Origin of the sequence: uncultured Pseudoflavonifractor sp. (assembly GCF_944387805.1) — a bacterium.
Taxonomy (GTDB): Bacteria; Bacillota; Clostridia; order Oscillospirales; family Oscillospiraceae; genus Pseudoflavonifractor.
Genome location: NZ_CALXGI010000050.1, coordinates 1 through 19,734 on the forward strand (window position 1 = coordinate 1; position 19,734 = coordinate 19,734).

The following is a 19,734-nucleotide window of genomic DNA, read 5'->3' on the forward strand; positions in this document are numbered from 1 at the left end:
TGGATGGCACAGGGTAAAATATCGGAAAAATAAGGCCCGTAGATCTGCTGATCTACGGGCCTCGGAAGCCTTGAAAACACTGAGGTTTTGTCCTCAATATCTTTTTTAGCCTCCCTTTTTGGCACGCCTGAGGGGATTCGAACCTCCGACCTACCGCTTAGGAGGCGGTCGCTCTATCCTGCTGAGCTACAGGCGCATATGAAACTGAAGGGGTGAACGCCTCACCGCCGGCTGTCCGGCCGGAGGCGCATTCCGCACCAGCGCAGCGGAGGGGTATATCCTGTTGCGCTACGGAGTGTATTTTACCCCATCCCCGCGGCGCTGTCAACTTTGGCGCGAAATTCCTCCTCACTTTTGGGTAAAATATTTTTAAAACAAAAGGGGAAAAAAGTTGCGTTTTTCCCCTTTATACGCTATAATAAGTGGTTGTGTTTGATACTGAACTTGTTTGAAGAAAGATTTGAGGTGTATTCCCTGTGCAAAACGAAAAATTGCGCAACGTAGCCATTATCGCCCACGTCGACCATGGCAAGACCACCCTGGTGGACGAGATGCTCAAGCAGGGCGGCATTTTCCGTGAGAATCAGGCGCCCGTGGAGCGTGTGATGGACTCCAACGACCTGGAGCGTGAGCGGGGCATCACCATTCTGGCCAAAAATACCGCCGTCCATTACAAGGACGTGAAAATCAACATTGTAGACACCCCGGGCCACGCCGACTTCGGCGGCGAGGTGGAGCGCATCCTGAAGATGGTCAACGGCGTTATCCTGCTGGTGGACGCCGCCGAGGGCCCCATGCCCCAGACCCGCTTCGTGCTGTCCAAGGCCCTGGAGCTGGGCCACCGGGTCATCGTGGTGGTCAATAAAATCGACCGCCCCGACCAGCGCATTCACGAGGTCATGGACGAGGTGCTGGAGCTGCTGCTGGACCTGAACGCCACTGAGGAGCAGTTTGAGTCTCCCACCCTGTTCTGCTCCGGCCGCAACGGCACCGCCTCCTACTCTCCCGACGTGCCCGGCACCGACCTCAAGCCCCTCTTTGAGACCATCCTCAACTATATCCCCGCCCCCGAGGCCGACGTGGACAAGCCCTTCCAGATGCTGGTCAGCTCCATCGACTACAACGAGTTCGTAGGCCGTATCGCCATCGGCCGCATTGAGCGGGGCACTGTGAAACAGAACGAGGAGATCGCTGTGTGCAACTACCACAGCCCCGACCAGCCCCCCAAGAAGGCAAAGGCCACCGCTCTCTATCAGTTCGACGGCCTGGCCAAGGTGCCTGTCACCGAGGCCGACGCGGGCAACATCATCGCCATGAGCGGCATTGGGGACATCACCATCGGCGACACCATCTGCGCCCCCGACTGTGTGGAGCCCATTGAGTTCGTGAAGATCTCCGCCCCCACCATTGAGATGACCTTCTCCGTCAACGACTCTCCCTTTGCCGGCAAGGAGGGTAAATTCGTCACCTCCCGCCAGCTGCGGGAGCGCCTGTTCCGGGAGACCCTGAAGGACGTGTCCCTCCGGGTCACCGAGACCGACAACACCGACTCCTTCAATGTGGCCGGCCGGGGCGAGATGAGCCTGTCCATCCTCATTGAGACCATGCGCCGGGAGGGCTATGAGTTCCAGGTCTCCCCGCCCCGGGTGCTCTTCCAGGAGATTGACGGCGTCAAGTGCGAGCCTATGGAGCGCCTGGTGGTGGACGTGCCCTCCGACAACGTGGGCGCGGTCATTGAGAAGCTGGGCTCCCGGAAGGGCGACCTGCTGGAGATGACCCCTGTGGGCAACCGCATGAAGCTGGAGTTCCTGGTGCCCGCCCGGGGCCTGTTCGGCTACCGGAACGAGTTCCTCACCGACACCAAAGGCGAGGGCATTATGGCCAGCGTATTCGACTCCTACGCCCCTGTGAAAGGGGAGATTGCCCGCCGGAACACCGGCTCCCTGGTGTCCTTCGAGACCGGCGAGAGCGTGACCTACGGCCTGTACAACGCCCAGGAGCGCGGCGTGCTGTTCATCGGCGCGGGCGTGCCCGTCTACGCCGGCATGATTGTGGGCGAGACCCCCAAGCAGGAGGACATCTCGGTCAACGTCTGCAAGAAGAAGCAGCTGACCAACATGCGGGCCTCCGGCTCTGACGACGCCCTCCGCCTGACCCCGCCCCGCCAGATGTCTCTGGAGCAGTGCCTGGAGTTCCTGGCCGACGACGAGCTGCTGGAGGTCACTCCCAAGAGCCTGCGCCTGCGCAAGCGCCTGCTGGACCACGCCGCCCGGATGCGCGAGGCCTCCAAGAAAAAAACCTAACCCCCAAAAGGACGGACACAGCCCCTGTGTCCGTCCTTTTTTCCGCCTCAGCCGTTGTGAGGGTTGGAAAAGCGTGCTATAATGCTCTCACACCGAATACAAAGGAGACTCTTATTATGCCCTATGCCATTCTTGCCGCGGTGCTGGTCGCAGCGGACCAGGTGGTCAAATTTCTCATCCGGTCCAACCTGGAGCTGGGGGAGAGCGTGCCCTTCATCCCCCACATTCTCAACCTGACCTATTACCAGAACACCGGCGCCGCCTTCTCCCTCTTCCGGGACCACACCTGGATTCTGGCCCTTATCTCCGCAGTAGTATCCGTGGCCCTGGTGGCGGTCATGGTCAAGCGGGTGTTCCGCCACCCGGCGGGGCAGGCCATTCTGGCCGTCATCCTGGCCGGGGCGGTGGGCAACCTCATCGACCGGGTGGCCTTCGGCTATGTGACCGACATGTTCCAGACCATTTTCATCAACTTCGCCGTGTTCAACGTGGCCGACTGCTGCCTGGTGTGCGGCGTTGTCGCCATGATGGTGTACGTGCTCTTCTTCTACGAGAAGCTGGAGAAGGCCCCGGCGGGACAGGAGGCTGACCATGACGCCGCTGACCCTGAGGGCTGACCGGGCAGAGGAGCGGGCGGACCAGTTTCTCGCCCGGCAGCTGCCGGAGCTGTCCCGCTCGGCGGCCCAGAAGCTGCTGGAGGAGGGGGCCGTCACCCTCAGGGGCCTTCCGGTGAAGAAGAACTACAAGACCGCCGTGGGGGACGAGCTGGTGCTCTCCCTGCCCGACCCGGCGGAGGTGGACGTGGTCCCCCAGGACATCCCCCTGGACGTGGTGTACGAGGACGGCGACGTTATTGTCATCAACAAGCCGGTGGGCATGGTGGTCCACCCGGCGGCAGGCCATCCCGACGGCACTTTGGTCAACGCGCTGTTATATCACTGCGGAAAATCACTCTCCGGCATCAACGGGGAGCTGCGGCCCGGCATCGTCCACCGCATCGACCGGGACACCTCCGGCCTGATTATCGCCGCCAAGAGCGACTTTGCCCACCTGGCTCTGGCCGGGCAGCTTCAGGACCACTCCCTGTACCGGGAGTATGAGGCGGTGGCGGTGGGCGGCTTCAAGGAGGACGAGGGCACCGTCCGGGCCCCCATCGCCCGGCACCCCACCGACCGGAAAAAGATGGCGGTCAACTTCCTCCAGGGCCGGGAGGCCGTGACTCACTGGACCGTGCTGGAGCGGTTTTCCGGGTACACCCACCTCCAGTGCCGTCTGGAGACCGGCCGCACCCACCAGATTCGCGTGCACATGGCCCACATCGGCCACCCCCTGCTGGGGGACACGGTGTACGGCTCCAAGAAGCCCTATCCCGGCCTGGCGGGCCAGTGCCTCCACGCCCGGCGGCTCTCCTTTGTCCACCCCCGCACCGGGGAGCGGATGACTGTGGAGTGCCCCCTGCCCGACTGGTTTGAGGCCGTGCTGGACAAGCTGCGGCGCATGAGCTGAACTTTTTCCACAAAAGGACAACATCATGTGGATACAAGAGCCCCCGCATGGGTTCCTCCAGAGAGAGACCCATGCGGGGGCTTATTCTCCTGCGCTTCATGCTGCGGGCGTTTGCACCGGGATTTTCTCCATCACATAGTTGTTCAGGGTGACGCCCCGGCGCTCCACGGTCTGTTCCTTCACCACCCGCCAGCCCCGGGCCAGGAAGAAGGGGAGGGCGGTGCGGGAGGCGTGGACGGTGTACCGCCGGGCGGGCACCGCCTGCTCCAGGGCGGCGCACAGGGCGGAGGCCACCCCCCGGCGCAGATGGGTATGGGCCACATAGAGCCGGTCCAGATATCCGTCCGGGGCCATGTCCCCAAAGCCCACAATTGCTCCGTTTTCCACCGCCACCAGGGTCACATGGGCGGAAAAGCTCTCATGCCAGGCCGCCAGGTCCACCCCCTCCGGCGGCGCCCAGGCGTCCAGCTGGCGGGGGGTGTACTCCCCGGTGCAGGCCGCGTGCACCGTGCGGTAAAACAGCGCCCCCAGGGCCGGGCAGTCCTCCGGCCGGTATGGTCTCAGTTCCATGGCAAATCTGCTCCTTTTTTCGGCCCGAACAGGCCGTCATTTTGTCATCTGTCCTGTTTTTCCCCCGCGCCTTGACAAGAGATTCCTCTCTGGTATAAAATAATGCCCGACCGCAGACAATCGAACACAGGGGCGCTGGACGCAAGTCCGGCTGAGATGTGGAGGATAGCGCTTCTCCCGGTCCCTTGAACCTGATCCGGGTAATGCCGGCGTAGGAAGATGATTCGGCTATGACTGTCGTTTCTCCCGTACCGCATTGCGCCCGTTCGGCCTGCGGTACATATTTTTTCGGGAGGAACCAATCATGCCTATCTCAACACCAACCCAGAAAAGCCCATCCAGCAAGCGCCGCCTCTACACCCGGATGCTCTGCGAGGGCGCCATTATGGTGGCCCTGGCCCAGATCCTCAGCTACATCAAGTTCCTGGAGCTGCCCAACGGCGGCTCCCTGACCCCCGCCATGTTCCCCGTCCTCTTCTTCGCGGTCCGCTGGGGCCTGGGGCCGGGCCTGGGCGCCGGCTTTGTGTTCGGCGTGCTCCAGTTCATGTTTGACGGCGGCTTCGCCCTGGGCTGGCAGTCCATCATCGGCGACTATCTGGCGGCCTTTACCGTGCTGGGCCTGGCCGGAGTGTTTAAGGGTAAGAAGTGGGGCATCTTTGCCGGCACTGTGGTGGGCTGCGCGGCCCGCTTCCTGGTCCACTATGTGGTGGGCGCCACCATCTGGGCCGAGTACATGCCCGAGCGCTTCCTGAACATGACCATGACCAATCCCTGGTTCTACTCTCTGCTCTACAACGGCGTCTACATGCTGCCCAACACGATTCTGGCGCTGGTCATTGCCGGGCTTCTGTTCCCCGGCCTGAAAAAGTATTATATGGGCGCAGATATCCGATAATAATACCATATGAGGGGGAAGTCAATTGGGTAAATTCGACCGTGTGCTGCTGGCCAGCGACTTCGACGACACGCTCTACAACTCCCGCCTGGAGGTGTCCGCCGAGAATGTGGCCGCCATCGAGCACTTCATCCGGGAGGGCGGCTACTTCACCGTGGCCACCGGCCGGGCCCATCGCACCTTTTCCCCCTACGTGCATCTGGCCCCCATCAACGCCCCCGTCATCCTGTCCAATGGGGCCCTGCTCTACGACTATTCTACGGATCAGGTGGTCTGCGAGCTTCCTCTGCCCGCTGACGCAGCCCGCGACCTGGCGGTGCTGTCGGCGGAGATGCCCTCCATCGGCATGGAGACCTACCACGGGGACGACGTGTACATCCACCACCCCAACGCCTTTACCGACCGCCATGTGAAGCGGGTGGGCACCACCTGGACCCCCTGCAGCCTGGCGGACATGCCCACGTCCTGGAGCAAGGCGGTCATCCAGGACGAGCACAGGACCCTGCTCGCCGCCCAGAAGTTCCTGCTGGACCGGTGGGGGGACAAGTACGAGGTCATCTTCTCCAGCAACGCCCTGCTGGAGATCACCGCCAAGGGCGCCACCAAGGGGGGCATGGTCCTCCGGCTGGCAGAGCGCCTGGGGGTGGCGCGGAAGGACATCTACTGCGTGGGGGACAACCAGAACGACATCCCCATGCTGGCTGTGTCCGCCATCCCCTTCGCCCCCGCCAACTGCGCCGACCCGGTCCGGAACTTCGGCCCGGTCATCGTCAAGTCCAGCGACGACCACTGCATTGCCGACATCATCCGCATCCTGGATGAGCGGTACAGCTGAATCGAAACCGTCTTCAATGCCCGCCGGAATTCCGGCGGGCATTGTTTTTCCACCTCGGCAGCGCTTTTTGTGGACAAGCTCAGGCCTTTATCCCTGCTGGCGGCCAATTTCCTCCAGGGTGCCTGCCAGGAGAGCGGCGTAGGCGGGCAGGGAGGAGAGAGGCGCCCGCTCGTCGGGGGAGTGGGCGTCCAGAATGTCCGGCCCGGCCACCGCCATCAACAGCTCAGGGGCCTTGGCATGGAACAGGGAGGGCTCCAGCCCCACGTGGACGGCGGAGATGGTCATGCCCCGCCCCGTCTCCCGGCGGTACACGCTGTCCATCAGCAGGGCAAGGGGGTTGTCCGGCCTGCCCTGCCAGGCGGGGTAGCCGGTGGCGGTGACCCCAAAGCCGTTCTCCTCCGCCAGACGGCGGTGGGCATTGGCCAGCGCTTCCTCGTCCGCCGGGTCGGCGCAGCGGAGGAACTCTGCCGCCTTCACCGCGCCCCCCTCCGTCCACACCCGGCCCAGGTTGGCTGACGCGGACACCACGCCGGGAAAGTCCCTGTGCCAGCGCTGCACGCCGTGGGCCAGGCCGCCGGTGAGGGCCAGCAGGGCGTCCCGGCAGCGGCCGTCCCACACCAATTTCGGCAGGGCAGTCTCCTCCAGCGCCGCCTTGAACTCCGGGTCGGTGGCCCGGTGGGCCGCCTCCAGCTCCGCTGCCCAGGCCTCAAATGCCGCCTTCAGGGCCGGGATGTGGCCGGGGGAGAGGGCCACCACCGCCGACGCCCAGGTGGGAATGGCGTTGTGGGCCTGTCCGCCGGAGAACTCCGCCGGCGCCCAGGGGAAGGGCAAAGCGGACAGCAGGGCGGACAGGGCCTTGATGGGGTTGCCCCGGCCCCGGTGGATGTCGTCTCCCGAGTGGCCGCCGGAAAAGCCGGACAGGTTGACGGTGAAGGCCGCGCCCTCTTCCGCCGGACAGAGGGACAGGGGACGGGAGAAGGTCTCCCGCCGCCCGCCCGCCGAGCCTACCACGGCGGTGCCCAGGTGGAAGCCGTCGGTGTTGAGCAGGTACTTGGCCCCTGCCAGCCAGGCCGGGTCAACCTCCCGCGCCCCCGCCAGGCCCACCTCCTCGGCCACCGTGAAGATGACCCGCACCGGCCCCCGGTTCAGCTTCTGCCCCAGCAGCCAGAGAACGGCGGCGTTGCCCAGGCCGTTGTCCGCCCCCAGGGAGGACCGGCCGTCCGACCGGAGAAAGCCGTCCGCCGTCACCGTGCGGATGGGGTCCCGGTCGGGCACATAGCCGCTGCCCGGCCGGACGGCGCACACCATGTCCATATGTCCCTGGATGATGGTGAGGGGTGCGCCCTCGCAGCCCGGCGCGGCAGGCAGGCCGGCGGTCAGATTGCCGGCGGCGTCCATGACCGGTGCGCCGCCCAGCGCCTCCAGCCGCCGGGAGAGCAGCTCCCCCACCGCCTTCTCCCCGTGGGAGGGGTGGGGGACGGCGCACATCCCCTGAAATTCCGCCACAATTCCCGCGGTGATGGCCTCCGGGCCACCCAGCCGCGCCGTCAGCTCTGTCATAACGCAAGCCCCCTGTGTCTATATATTACCTGTATGTACCATAGCTGCAAGCCATTTTGGCTTGCACGCCGCAGAGCGGCGGAAAACCGGCCCCGCCGGTTTGGGGGCTATGGTACAACAAGCGCAGCGCGCGGCGATTTCGCCGCGCCGGGCCGCCCAAAGGGCGGCCGCAAACAGCAAAGCTGTTTGTATTGCGGTTATTGTACCACAGTCCGCCTCTTAGAGAAAGGCCTCGGCGGCGCCCAGCAGCACCAGCAGCAGCCCGGACAGGGGCAGGGCGCATTTCCCCAGCAGGCGGCCCAGGGGTCCCGCCCCCAGCCAGCCGCCCAGGGAAATAAAGAGCAGCGTCACGCAGAAATTGCACACCGCCGCCCACAGGGGAGAGAGGCCGCTGATGCCCGCCGCCACGCCAGCCCCGGCGTTGTTCACCGCCAGCGCCGCCGCCAGGGGCACCCAGGCCCGCACGCAGGGCAGGGGCTCTGCGCCCTCCACCGGGGAGCGCAGCCAGTCCAGCAGAAACCACAGGCCGATGGCCAGCAGCACCAGGCCCCCCAGCATATCTCCCAGGCCGGCGGGCAGGAACCGGCCCGCCGCCGCCCCCAGGGCCAGGGACAGCCAGGTCACCCCCGTGGTCACCCCCGCCAGAATCAGGCACCCTCCCGGGGACACCGTCAGCCCACGGACCGCGTACCCCATGGAGAGGAGCATGGTATCCAGATTGCAGGCCATGGTAAAGACCAGTATGGCCCCGATGGAAGCCAAAACGTCCAATTTTCCACCTCCCTTCCGGTCATCCTATGCCGGAAGGGAGGTGGGGGTGCAGACCGCCTTCCCCCCAGCGGAAGGCAGAAAAAACCGGAGGGCCGCCGCTGAAGCGGCGGCCCTCCGGTCGCTTTTGCAATGATATCAAGTCTTGCCCAGTTCCCGTTCCCGCTGGCGGAGAATCCGGGGGAACTGCCAGGCAAATATAAGGCCGGTGGTGGTGGAGGCCAGGAAATCGGCCACCGGTTCGGCCAGATACACGGCAAAGACCTGGTTCCCGGTGAGGACGCGGGGCAGGATGTAGATAAGGGGGATAAGGAGGATGATCTTCCGCAGCAGGGCCAGGAACAGGGACACCTTGGCCTGGCCCAGGGCCACAAAGGTCTGCTGACAGGAGAACTGCACGCCCAGCATGAAGAAGCAGGCCAGATAAATCCGCAGCGCCCATACAGCGGCCTCCACCAGCTCGGGCTTGTCGTTGAACATGGCCACAAAGGCGTGGGGGAAGAGCTCCACCAGCAGCCAGCCGGCGACAGCGTAGACAATGCCGGAGGTAATGAGCAGGCGGAAGGTCTTGCGGACCCGGTCCAGCTGACCGGCGCCGTAGTTGTAGCCCACAATGGGCTGGGCCCCCTGGGCCAGGCCCTGGAAAATCATGGTCAGCACCTGCATGATGGAGGAGCAGATGGTCATGGCCCCCACGTACCGGTCCCCGCCGTACCGGAGCAGGGAGGCGTTGAATGCGATGTTCACCAGGCTCTCGGTGGACTGCATGATAAAGGGGGACACGCCGATGGATACCACCGGCAGAAGAACCCTGGGCCTGAGGCGCAGGTATTTGGCCCGGATTTTCAGGCCGGTGCGCTTCCCGGTGAGGAAGCAGATTACCCACACCGCCGACACCGCCTGGGCGATGATGGTGGCAAGGGCCGCGCCCTGGACGCCCATGTCCATGCCGAAGATAAAGATGGGGTCCAGCACAATGTTGACCGCCGCGCCGATGACCACGGTGAGCATGGAGGTGGTGGAGAAGCCCTGGGTGGTGATAAAGTTGTTCAGGGCCAGGGAAATCTGGACAAACACCGTGCCGCAGAGGTAGATGGTGAGGTAGTCCACAGCGTAGCCGATGGTGTCCTCACTGGCCCCCATCATCAGCAGCATGGGCCGCTGGAGGGGGAGGAACACCGCCATGACAACCACCGAGATCAGAATGCTCAGCATAGTACAGTTGCCCAGAATCTCCTCCGCCAGGTCGGTGCGGCCCTCGCCGGTGCGGATGGCCGCCCGGGAGCCGCCGCCCATGCCTACCAGGGCGGACAGGGCGGAAATAAACATAATAATGGAAAAGGCCACGCCCACGCCGGTGATGGCCAGGTCCCCGTCCGGCTTCATGTGGCCCAGGTACATCCGGTCCACAATGTTGTACAGGGCGTTGACCACCTGGGCGGTGACGGCGGGCAGAGCCAGCCGCCGGAGCAGCTGGGGCACCGGGTCCCTGCCCAGGTCGTTTGTGCGCTTAGCCATGGTCAGCCCTCCTCATTTTCCAGGAAATAAGTGGCTTCCATGTCGGCGGTGGCCAAAGCGAAGGCCAGGGGGAACTGCTGGAAGGCCTGGCCCACCGTGCGGGCGTCCTCCGTGCCCGAGAATCCCATGTGCCAGCGGATGGCCATGGCCTCCTCCCGGGTCAGGCGGAGGTAGCCGTTGACGATGTACACGCTCTTCTCCCCGTGGCCGTAGGGCAGGGGGTCCTCAAAGGAGTAGGTAGGCACGCTCTGCCACTTGCCGTCCGGCCCCTTTACGTTGCGGGTCCCCGGTTTATAGCAGCCAATCTTGCACACGTCGTGGAGCAGGGCCACCAGGGCCACCGTCTCCTCGCTGTACTCCAGGCCGTAGAGCTCCTGAGCGCGCGGCCGGGACAGGTAGTCCGTCAGGCAGTGGTACACGTTCAGGCTGTGGTCGCACAGGCCCCCGGCATAGGCCCCGTGGAACCGGGCGGAGGCGGGAGCGGTGAAGAAATCGCTCTTGTTCTCCAGGTAATCCAGCAGGGCATGGGCCCCGTCCCGATGGATTTTCCCGTTAAAAATCTCAATAAACTCCTCTTTTGCGCTCATAAAAATCCCCTTTCCCCGTTCATATTCTCCCATACGGTAAAATATAATTTTAGCATATATGCAGAGAAAAATCCAGCTGTTCTCCTCACAGGCGCTCTGCCGCCTCCTGTTTTATTTGGACAGTTTCGCGGTTTTGTTTCCAAATTTGACACTTTTCCCGCTCTGTCCGTTGAGAAACAGCAGAGCCCGGAATAATTTAGTATCAAAGATCGGTCTACCAACGGACAAGGAGTGATTTTATGCATATCCCCAACAGTTTGAAGCAATTCGGCATCGAACAGGCCGTGGACTACATCACCAAAGATCCGGAGAAGAACCTGCCCACCCTGATGACCTGGGTGGATAAATTCTCCCGGGGCGCCTTCCCCTCTCAGCGGGCCGCCGTTCGGGAGGCAATTACCAATCCGGACCATCCCTACCACCAGCTCATTCTGCATATTGTGAAGGACATTGACCCCGAGGTGCTCAAGGCCACCTTTGTCAACTTCTTCCTCAACGCCAATCTCATCGGCTGGGACAAGCAGGAGGCCGCCCGGGCCAAATACCACTGCAACATTCCCTGGGCCATTCTGCTGGACCCCACCAGCGCCTGCAACCTGCACTGCACCGGCTGCTGGGCCGCCGAGTACGGCAACAAGCTCAACCTGTCCTATGACGAGATTGACGACATCATCCGCCAGGGCAAGGAGCTGGGCGTGTACATGTACATCTACACCGGCGGCGAGCCCCTGGTCCGCAAGGCCGATATCATCCGCCTGTGCGAGAAGCACAGCGACTGCCAGTTCCTCTGCTTCACCAACGCCACCCTCATCGACGAGGCCTTTGCCGACGAGCTGCTGCGGGTGAAGAACTTTATCCCCGCCATCAGCCTGGAGGGCTTTGAGGAGGCCACCGACAGCCGCCGGGGCGGCGGCGTGTATCAGAAGGTCGTCGCCGCCATGGAGCTGCTCAAGCGCAAACGCCTGCCCTTCGGCATCTCCGCCTGCTACACCAGCGCCAACTTCGAGTCCATCACCAGCGAGGCCTTCTACGACAAGATGATCGACCTGGGCGCCCTGTTCGTGTGGTACTTCCACTACATGCCCGTGGGCAACGACGCCGTGCCCGAGCTGCTGCCCACCCCTGAGCAGCGCACCGAGATGTACCGCCGCCTCCGGGATTACCGCAGCCGCAAGCCCCTGTTCGCCATGGACTTCCAGAACGACGCCGAGTATGTGGGCGGGTGCATCGCCGGCGGCCGGCGCTACCTCCACATCAACGCCAACGGCGACGTGGACCCCTGCGTATTCATCCATTACTCGGACACCAACATCCGGGAGAAGTCCCTGCTGGACGCCCTTCGCGGGCCTCTGTTCATGGCCTACCACGACGGTCAGCCCTTCAACGAGAACATGCTCCAGCCCTGCCCCATGCTGGAGAACCCCAACAAGCTGCGGGAGATGGTCGCCCGCACCGGCGCCCACTCCACCGACCCCCAGTCCCCCGAGTCCGCCGAGCACCTGTGCGCCAAGTGCGACAGCTACGCCGCCTGCTGGGCTCCCGCTGCCAAGGAGCTCTGGGAGAACAGCCAGGCCAGCAAGGACCCGGACCACTATCCCACCGAGGAGGCCCGGGTGGCCCGGGAGGCTCTCCGCACCCCCCGGGATGCCATTCATCAGTAACCTGCATGACAAAATCCCCGCCGCATAGCGGCGGGGATTTTTGTCTGTCTGATTCAGGCGTAGCCGTACCGCTTTCCGCCCCAGCGGAAGCACCACAGGCTCACCCCAAAGGAGAGCAGCTCGGCCACCGGCACCGCCAGCCACACGCCGTCCACCCCCAGCAGCCGGGGGAGCAGCAGCAGGCCCGCCGTCAGGAAGCCGAAGGTCCGCAGAAACGACAGCAGGGCGGACACCGGACCGTTGGACAGGGCGGTGAACAGGGCGGAGGCAAAGATATTGAGCCCGGTGAAGAGGATCATGGGGGCAAAGAGCCGGAAGCCGTGAACCGCCAGGTCATACACCTCTGAGCCCCGGGGAGAAAATACCGTCACCACGCCGTCGGCTATAAAGAGAGCGACCAGGAGCAGCACCACAGACGAACCCGCGATAAAGATCAGGCAGGACCGGAACAGGGACCGGAGCCGTTTGCGGTTGTCGGCGCCGTAGTTGAAGCTGAACACCGGCGCCACGCCGATGGAAAAACCGATGTACAGGGCGGTGAGGAGGAACTGGGCGTAGAGCACAATGGTGATGGCGGACACGCCGGGCGGTCCCAGCAGCTCCAGCATGGTCAGGTTGAACAGCAGCGTGACCACCGCGCTGGACAGGTTGGACACCATCTCAGAGGAGCCGTTGAAGCAGGCCCCTGCCAGCATGCGGCCGTCCCACTTGGGCCGGGTGAAGCGAAGGCCCTGCCGCCGCAGGGCAAAGAACGCCAGGCCCGCCACCGCCGGGATGCAGTAGCCGACAACCGTGGCCAGGGCGGCCCCCGCCACCCCCATGCCCACCGGCACGATGAATACATAGTCCAGCACCATGTTGGCCACGCCGGCGGCCACCGTCAGCCCCAGGCCCAGCCCGGGCCGGCCGGCGGTGACGAAAAAGCTCTGGAACATAAGCTGAAGTATGCTCATGGGCCCGAAGAGCATGATAATCCGCAGGTAGGGCACACAGTAGGCCATCAGCGCCCCCTCGCCGCCCAGCAGGCGGCAGATGGGCTCCACCGCCGCCAGTCCCAGCACGGAGAACACCGCGCCCACCGCCGCGCCCACCGCGGTCAGCAGGGAGAATCCCTCCAGGGCGGACTGCTCCTCCCCGGACCCCATCCGCCGGGCCACAATGGCGCTGCCGCCGGTGGCCAGCATAACCCCCGCCGCCATTGTCAGGCTCATGACGGGAAAGACAATATTCAGCGCCGCCAGCGCGTCCTCGCCCACAAAGCGGGAGACAAACATGCCGTCTACAATGGAGTAGAGGGAGGTGAAAATCATCATCACCACACTGGGCAGGGCAAAACGGAGCAGGGAGAAAAAGCGAAACTCCCTGTCCAGACGGTTTTCCATGGGAAGCACCGGCCTTTCTTGACAAAATCTCAATGCGTCAGATATTATAAAGTATCGGGTAACCCGATAGTCAAGCGCCAAATTCCCGCCTTCTGCCGGGGCGGGTTTGGCAGAGAGGAGGCCGGACGGCGTGTCAGCAGTACCCGGAGGCTATCTCACCACAGGCGACTTTGCCCGCCTGTGCGGCACCACCAAGCACACCCTGTTCCACTACGACCAGATGGGCATATTCTCCCCGGCGGTCAAGGGGGAGAACGGATACCGGTACTATACCTTTCCTCAGATGGACGTATTCTATGTGATCTCTACCCTCAAGGAGCTGGGCATGCCGCTGGCAGACATCAGGGCCTATTTGGACCGGCGCAGTCCGGAGCAGCTGGTGGCCCTGCTGGAGCGGGAGTCGGTGGAGCTGGAGGAGAAGATCCGCCGCCTACGGCAGATGCGGGACCTGATCCGCCGAAAGGCGGAGCTGACCCGGGCGGCCATGGCCGTGGAGCAGGAGGGCATGCGGGTAGCAGAGTGTCCCCAGGCCCTGCTCATCACCACCCCCTGCAGGCCGGGGGAAAACATCAACCTGGCCTTTGTGGCCCACATGCAGTACCGGGAGGCCAGGCATATTGCCAGCCCCTATCCGGTGGGGGCCATTATGAGCCCGGAGTGGGCCGGGCGGGACAGCACGGAGGGGTACTGCGCTATTTACACCCAGGTGGACCGCCGTCCCAGGGGAGTGCCCGTCACGGTCCGGCCTGCCGGAGCCTATCTCACCGCCTGTCACACCGGCGGGTACGGCACCGCTTACCGCACCTACCGCCGAATGCTCTCCTGGGCTCAGGAGCGGGGCATGTCCCTGTCCGGCCCCTTCTATGAGGACGCCCTGCTGGACGAGCTTTCTGTGGATGGGCACGACAACTATGTGCTTCAGATGTCCATTCTCATCGCCCCGACAGGGGCGCATCCGGAATAAAGCAGCGGCCCCGCCTCTCTGTGGAGAGGCGGGGCCGCTGTTTTATTGTGCTGCTGAAGTTATCTTTCCTTCAGGCGGCTGTCTCAGCCCTGCTCCCGCTCCTTGCGGAACAGGACCACAGTCACGGCGCCGAATACCACCGCCAGGCACAGGAACACGCCGCTCACAGCGCGCAGCGCGGTGCTGCCGCTGGTGGTGCCGGTCTGGGGCAGGTTGCCGGTGGGCGTCTCGCCATCGCCGATGTCCACCTCGCCGCCTTCGCCGGGCTGATTGCCCTCCTCAGGCTGCTCGGGCAGGTCGCCGGTGGGGGTGTCGTCGTCGGGGATGTCGGTCTCGCCGGGCTGCTCAGGCAGATCGCCGGTGGGCGTGTCGTCGTCGGGAATCTCGGTAGCCTCGGCCACGTAGTACACGTTGACCACCTTGTTGCTGTTCAGCGTGCCGGTCAGCGCGTCGCCGCTGGTGCTGTCGTAGGTATAACCATCAACGGCAATGGCGTCGTACGCCGTCACATCGTACCGGCTGCCCTGGATACGGCTGGGGCTCACATAGCTGTCCGCAACCTTCTCGCCCGTCTCCTTGTCCAGATAGTTCACGGTCACCGTGTAGTAGTTGTAGCTGGGGATAATCCCGCCGCCACCGCCACTGACGGTGTAGGACACGGTGGGCTTGCCGAATTCCTCCGCCGCGCCCACATTGCCCAGAGAGTCCACGGGATAGAGCACGGCGCTGTTGTTGGTGTACAGGCCGCCGCAGCCCTTGCTGCCGTCAGCGTCATACTGGCCGTAGGTACCCGCATCAGTCTTGGGGTTGGTCAGCTTTACCGAGTAGGTCAGCTCCACGGGGGCAAAATTGCTGACGGGCACGTTGATTTCCCACACGAAGCACTCGTCATTAACCTGTCCGTTGCCGCCAGTCTGCTCGTCGGTGGCCCCGTCAGTATAGTAGTGCAGGACATAACGGTAGACGGTCTCTCCGGTCTCTGCGTCCGTAATCGGGTCGAAGCCGTAGGTGGTGTCGTTGATCTTGACTTTATCCAGAGGAGTTCCGCCCACAGTCAGGGTCAGCTTATTGATGTCGTTGACAAAGTCGAAATTGTAGTCGTCGCCGTAGCCAATAACGTCCACTACCTTGGAGCCGGCGTCCAGCAGGTAATAGATGTCGTTCTGGATCTCCTTAAAGTTCACGGTCTTACCGTCTGCCAAATACTCTATAAAAGATGCTCCATATTGGCCATCAGTACCCGACAACATTGCATAGCAGTGATACGTACTCTGCAGCTGACGATAGACTTCACGACATTTATACAGCGCCACGTCCACACAGCTTGCATAAGTATCACGCTCATCAGGGCCGATCGGGTTTTGGATATTTTTTCTGTCATATGGGGCAGAGCGATCCTGCAAGGTCTTTTCAATCTTGCCTGCCTGGTTATCCAGGTAGGCGTCCCATCCCTCAGAAGGCGTCCAGTTAAGAGAACCGTGCCAGACCTCCCAAGCGGTATTGTTGGCATACTGAAGCGTTTCTGTCTGATACGCCGCGGCGTACTGCTCTCCTTCCTGATCCCAGGAATAAGTGATTCCATCACTGATCAGAATCATATATTGGCGGTTGTTGCTTGTAGGACTTTTTTCCAGCATAGCCTGGGCCGCTAACAATCCGGCGTGCATGTTGCTTCCTGGCTCTTCAGGCTCCACGTTCAAGAATTCTTCCAGTTTGTCGAGACTGTCTTTAGTTAAACTCTGCAAACTGAATTGCCGTTCCGATGCATTTCCTCTATATACGACCGCGCCAATGTTAATTTGCGCGTCGGAGTCCTCCGCCTGTTTCCTAAGATTTTCCAGCATTTTAAGAGCGTCCCTAGCCACAGATTCCTTGCAGCTGGAATAATCCAGCACAAACACCACATCGGACTCCAGTGTCTCCTGGGCAGAAGGCAGGGACAGGGTCACCTTGGACTCATAGCTGGAGTCCAGGTTGGTGGCCGTCTTGGACTTGGAGACCTCCCAGTCAGTGGCGGGCGGCTCGGGGTCGGGATCAGGATCGGTCTGCGTATCCTCCACGGTATAGGTCAGCTTAGGCTGGGGGAACGTCACATTACCCGTACCGCCTTCCGTAGAGGTGTAGTCCAGGACGGCGCTCTCATTGGTGGGCACAGTATAATCGCCCGGATCCTCGGCCTTATTGACCAGCGTCAGGCCGTAGGAGAGCTTCACGCCCGCGGCACTCTCCACGGGAACGTTGATGGTCCACACCAGCTGTTCCTTCTCCGTATCAGCGGCAGGCTTGTACTCCACAGTATAGGGGTAGACGCCCTGCTCATCGGCGGTGCCGAAGTTGATCAGGTTCTCGTTCTCTGTATCTGCCGTTCCGGACAGCTCAGTGCCGCCCACGGTCAGCTTAACAGTGTCCAGATCGGTCAGGTCAAAGCTGTCTCCGATGACATCGGTCACAGTTCCTCTCTGGATGGCATACAGAATCGCGTCCTGAATTTCGGAAAAAATCTTTTTTGCATCGGTATTGGAGATACTGCCATAACCGGCGTTGGTGCTCTTGGACTGGCAGTAGTTCATCAGCTCCTGGCCCCAGGGGTAGTTCTTCCAGTTGGCGGTATTCTCTTCGCCATTATCATCCAGCTCGGGCACGGCATAGGCAAAGCTCTTGTCAAACTGAGCGGCCAGCTCGGTATAGCCAGTGGCGGCATAGTACAGGGCAAACTCCGGGCCGCAGGCGTAGGTAGCCTCAGCCTCAGCCTGTTCTTCCTCCCAACCCTGATAGATGTAGGTAGTGACATAGGAGTCCTTGTTGTAAGAGCCGTCCGCACCATATGCCTTTACATATCCATCCTGTCTGGTGGCCTCCATTCTGGATTCTACGTTCGTCAGGAAGCCGTCAAAACTCCCGTAAAGGCTTTCCACCGTCGTGCGGGCGTCCTCATCCTTATGAGGATACAGGTCCACAGGATGGAGCATAATCCAGGTGTCCGGTCCAGCCTGAACACCGCTCTCCACTGCCTCGCCCTTGGCGTTGAGCCCGGCAACCGCCACACAGTAGGTCTGACCGCCCTCGTCCCAGACATAGGTGATGCCGTCGCTGAGGGTGACCAGATACGTGGTGTCATACCCCGCAGGAAGGGCAGCCAGCTCAGACTGGGCCTTCTGGATGCCCGCGGTCATATTGGTGCCGCTGGTAGTTTCGGCGTTGACAAAGTTGGCCTTGGTGTCCTCCAGATCGGCGTCGTTCTGGATGTCCCTCCATCCGGTTGCCGTCGCCGTGCCGGAGAAGATCACCACATCATAGAGAATGTTGGTGTTGGTCTTGGTCTTCAGCTCGTCCAGCATGGCGGCAGCCTCGTCCCGCATGCCCTGGCTGGTGGATTTATCCAGAAGGAACATGACTGCCACATTTTCCTTCTCCTCTGTCGCGCCCACCGACAGGGAGACAGTCGTCTTGTCGTTTTCATCCAGCGGTGTGGCGGTCTTGTTCACCGTGACTCCATTTTTCGTCACCGCGCCCGGAGCCGGTTCTCCGCCGGTGGACTCCGTGCCGCTTGCCAGAGCGGCAGTGCCCAGCAATCCCAGCACCAGGCTCAGCGTCAGCAGCATCGCCACCAATTTCTTACACTTCTTTGCCAACATGTTTCAATTCCCCTTTCAAACCTTGAGGTTGAAAATGCGGCAGTCGGACGGGCATGGCGGATAGGGCGCTCCGCTTTAGCCTCCTGACTTTGCGTCCCGGTCTTTCGGCCGGTTTGCCCTTTCGTCACCGGAAGAATTTCTTCGTTTTCAGCACCGCTTTGTTCCTGAAAGGAACAAAAAACACGGTACCGTGTTTTTCTCTTCCGATTGTGACCCTACTATACCATACAACAGTTACATTTCGGTCACATTTTGAAAAGTTCTTTAAAAATATTTCCCTTTCGTTTTTTATTTTTTGTTACCCTGCTTTTCCCCTGAATATTATGCCGCCCGGCGGTGATACTGAGCTTAATCGAGCTGTCTTTCGGGAGGTCTTTTCATGGTCATCGCCTTTCTGCGCACCATCATTCTCTATCTGCTCATCATTGCCGGCATCCGCCTGATGGGAAAGCGGCAGGTGGGGGAGCTGGAGCCGTCGGAGCTGGTGCTGGCCCTCATCATCGCAGACCTGGCCGCTGTGCCCATGCAGGACTTCGGCATTCCCCTGCTCTCCGGCATTGTCCCAATTCTCACGCTGCTGTGCATTACCATGGCCATCTCTGTGCTCACCATGCGCAGCGTGCGCTTCCGGGCCATTATCTGCGGTAAGCCCAGCATCATTGTGGAGGATGGCAAAATCCTGCAAAAGGAGATGAAACGGAACCGCTTTACCGTGGATGAACTGATGGAGGAGCTGCGGATGAAGGGGATTACTAACCTTTCCGCCGTAAAGTACGCCATTCTGGAGACCAATGGGCAGATCTCCGTGCTGCCCCGGGCCGGAGAGCTGCCTGTCACCGCCAGCCAGATGGGCATCGAGGCGGCCGACCCCGGCCTTCCGGTGGTGGTCATTAACGACGGCCGGATACTGGATCGCAATCTCCGCTCCCGGGGACTCAACCGCGTCTGGCTGGACCGGCAGCTGGAGGCGCACAAGATAAAATCCGCCGCCGACGTGTTCCTGCTCACAGTAGACGGGCAGAACCAGATCTATCTGGCCAGAAAGGATGTGACTGCAACATGAAACGGCTGTGGATTGCCTGCGGCATTCTGGCGGCTATTTTTGCCGCCACGCTGTACAATGCCAGCTATCTGAACCGTTTTACCGCCTCTCTGTCTGACCGGCTCACCCAGGCGGAGGCCTGGGCCGAGGCCGGAAACTGGGCTGAGGCCGCCCGGCTCACGGAAGACGCCTTTCAGGCCTGGGAATCCCACAACCTCTACCTCCATGTGCTTCTCCGCCACTCGGATACGGACGACATCAACAGCAGCTTTCAGGAGGTGGGTGAGTTTATCAGCTGTCAGGAGAGCGGCGAGTACTCCGCCGCCAATGCCCGGCTCATCACCCAGATCAGACTGCTCTATGAGGCCGAACAGCTCTCGCTGAAAAATATACTCTGACCCGGTTGCCGCTCCGGCGCGCCGCCGAACAGTCAGTCACAACCTCCGGCTAAGCCGGAGGCTTGATTAAGCCCTATAAGGGCATAATACAGACAATACCCCTAAAGGGG

The 19,734-nt window shown here is 62.0% G+C and carries 16 protein-coding genes, 1 tRNA gene and 2 riboswitches; of the genes, 9 read left to right on the plus strand and 8 right to left on the minus strand.

Features of this window, described 5'->3' with window-relative positions; translation table 11 throughout:
* Positions 1-119: 119 nt before the first annotated feature.
* Positions 120-196 (minus strand) — tRNA-Arg (locus Q0K06_RS10680).
* A gap of 280 nt (positions 197-476) precedes the next feature.
* On the opposite strand from Q0K06_RS10680, the gene typA reads away from it, so the two are divergent.
* The 3 genes from typA to Q0K06_RS10695 all read left to right on the plus strand — a co-directional run bounded on the left by typA (position 477) and on the right by Q0K06_RS10695 (position 3,809).
* Complete coding sequence (gene typA / locus Q0K06_RS10685; protein ID WP_294552162.1) at positions 477-2,303, plus strand: translational GTPase TypA; 1,827 nt, start codon at positions 477-479, stop codon at positions 2,301-2,303.
* 116 nt (positions 2,304-2,419) lie between these two features.
* Complete coding sequence (gene lspA, locus Q0K06_RS10690) at positions 2,420-2,920, plus strand: signal peptidase II (RefSeq protein WP_294552163.1); 501 nt, start codon at positions 2,420-2,422, stop codon at positions 2,918-2,920.
* A complete protein-coding gene (locus Q0K06_RS10695) occupies positions 2,895-3,809 on the plus strand; it encodes an RluA family pseudouridine synthase (RefSeq protein WP_294552166.1) in 915 nt (304 codons plus the stop codon). The genes lspA and Q0K06_RS10695 overlap by 26 nt, the downstream gene beginning before the upstream one ends.
* A gap of 96 nt (positions 3,810-3,905) precedes the next feature.
* Here Q0K06_RS10695 and Q0K06_RS10700 read toward each other — a convergent pair whose 3' ends face one another.
* A complete protein-coding gene (locus Q0K06_RS10700) occupies positions 3,906-4,379 on the minus strand; it encodes a GNAT family N-acetyltransferase (protein WP_294552169.1) in 474 nt (157 codons plus the stop codon).
* 118 nt (positions 4,380-4,497) lie between these two features.
* Positions 4,498-4,615: riboswitch (TPP riboswitch) on the plus strand.
* 68 nt (positions 4,616-4,683) lie between these two features.
* On the opposite strand from Q0K06_RS10700, the gene Q0K06_RS10705 reads away from it, so the two are divergent.
* Both Q0K06_RS10705 and Q0K06_RS10710 read left to right on the plus strand, forming a co-directional pair.
* Entirely contained in the window at positions 4,684-5,274 is a 591-nt protein-coding gene (locus Q0K06_RS10705; RefSeq protein WP_294552172.1) for an energy-coupled thiamine transporter ThiT, read from the plus strand.
* 25 nt (positions 5,275-5,299) lie between these two features.
* Positions 5,300-6,109, plus strand: coding sequence for an HAD-IIB family hydrolase (locus tag Q0K06_RS10710; RefSeq protein ID WP_294552175.1), 810 nt, complete (start codon positions 5,300-5,302; stop codon positions 6,107-6,109).
* 87 nt (positions 6,110-6,196) lie between these two features.
* Here the strand turns inward: Q0K06_RS10710 and Q0K06_RS10715 are convergent, their stop codons facing one another.
* From Q0K06_RS10715 to Q0K06_RS10730, 4 genes are all read right to left on the minus strand, one after another.
* Positions 6,197-7,669 carry a M20/M25/M40 family metallo-hydrolase gene (locus Q0K06_RS10715; protein WP_294552178.1) on the minus strand — a complete coding sequence of 491 codons (1,473 nt, stop codon included), beginning with the start codon at positions 7,667-7,669 and terminating at the stop codon, positions 6,197-6,199.
* Positions 7,670-7,888: 219 nt separating this feature from the next.
* Positions 7,889-8,440, minus strand: coding sequence for a sporulation protein (locus Q0K06_RS10720; RefSeq protein ID WP_294552181.1), 552 nt, complete (start codon positions 8,438-8,440; stop codon positions 7,889-7,891).
* A 135-nt stretch (positions 8,441-8,575) separates the two neighbouring features.
* Entirely contained in the window at positions 8,576-9,955 is a 1,380-nt protein-coding gene (locus Q0K06_RS10725) for an MATE family efflux transporter (protein WP_294552183.1), read from the minus strand.
* A 2-nt stretch (positions 9,956-9,957) separates the two neighbouring features.
* The gene (locus Q0K06_RS10730) at positions 9,958-10,542 is read right to left on the minus strand and encodes a hydrolase (protein ID WP_294552186.1); all 585 of its coding nucleotides are present in this window, start codon (positions 10,540-10,542) and stop codon (positions 9,958-9,960) included.
* A gap of 239 nt (positions 10,543-10,781) precedes the next feature.
* Between Q0K06_RS10730 and Q0K06_RS10735 the strand changes: the two genes are divergently transcribed.
* Positions 10,782-12,203 carry a radical SAM protein gene (locus tag Q0K06_RS10735; RefSeq protein ID WP_294552190.1) on the plus strand — a complete coding sequence of 474 codons (1,422 nt, stop codon included), beginning with the start codon at positions 10,782-10,784 and terminating at the stop codon, positions 12,201-12,203.
* 53 nt (positions 12,204-12,256) lie between these two features.
* Here the strand turns inward: Q0K06_RS10735 and Q0K06_RS10740 are convergent, their stop codons facing one another.
* Positions 12,257-13,585: an MATE family efflux transporter gene (locus Q0K06_RS10740; RefSeq protein ID WP_294552193.1), complete on the minus strand. Its 1,329-nt coding sequence runs from the start codon at positions 13,583-13,585 to the stop codon at positions 12,257-12,259.
* Between the two features lie 130 nt (positions 13,586-13,715).
* Between Q0K06_RS10740 and Q0K06_RS10745 the strand changes: the two genes are divergently transcribed.
* Entirely contained in the window at positions 13,716-14,549 is an 834-nt protein-coding gene (locus Q0K06_RS10745; protein WP_294552196.1) for a MerR family transcriptional regulator, read from the plus strand.
* An 83-nt stretch (positions 14,550-14,632) separates the two neighbouring features.
* On the opposite strand, the gene Q0K06_RS10750 is transcribed toward Q0K06_RS10745, so the two are convergent.
* Entirely contained in the window at positions 14,633-18,184 is a 3,552-nt protein-coding gene (locus Q0K06_RS10750; protein ID WP_294552199.1) for a vWA domain-containing protein, read from the minus strand.
* A 35-nt stretch (positions 18,185-18,219) separates the two neighbouring features.
* Positions 18,220-18,312: riboswitch (cyclic di-GMP riboswitch) on the minus strand.
* Between the two features lie 251 nt (positions 18,313-18,563).
* On the opposite strand from Q0K06_RS10750, the gene Q0K06_RS10755 reads away from it, so the two are divergent.
* Together Q0K06_RS10755 and Q0K06_RS10760 are read left to right on the plus strand one after the other, a co-directional pair.
* Complete coding sequence (locus Q0K06_RS10755) at positions 18,564-19,247, plus strand: DUF421 domain-containing protein (RefSeq protein ID WP_294552202.1); 684 nt, start codon at positions 18,564-18,566, stop codon at positions 19,245-19,247.
* Positions 19,244-19,624 carry a DUF4363 family protein gene (locus Q0K06_RS10760; RefSeq protein ID WP_294552206.1) on the plus strand — a complete coding sequence of 127 codons (381 nt, stop codon included), beginning with the start codon at positions 19,244-19,246 and terminating at the stop codon, positions 19,622-19,624. The genes Q0K06_RS10755 and Q0K06_RS10760 overlap by 4 nt, the downstream gene beginning before the upstream one ends.
* Positions 19,625-19,734 lie beyond the last annotated feature (110 nt).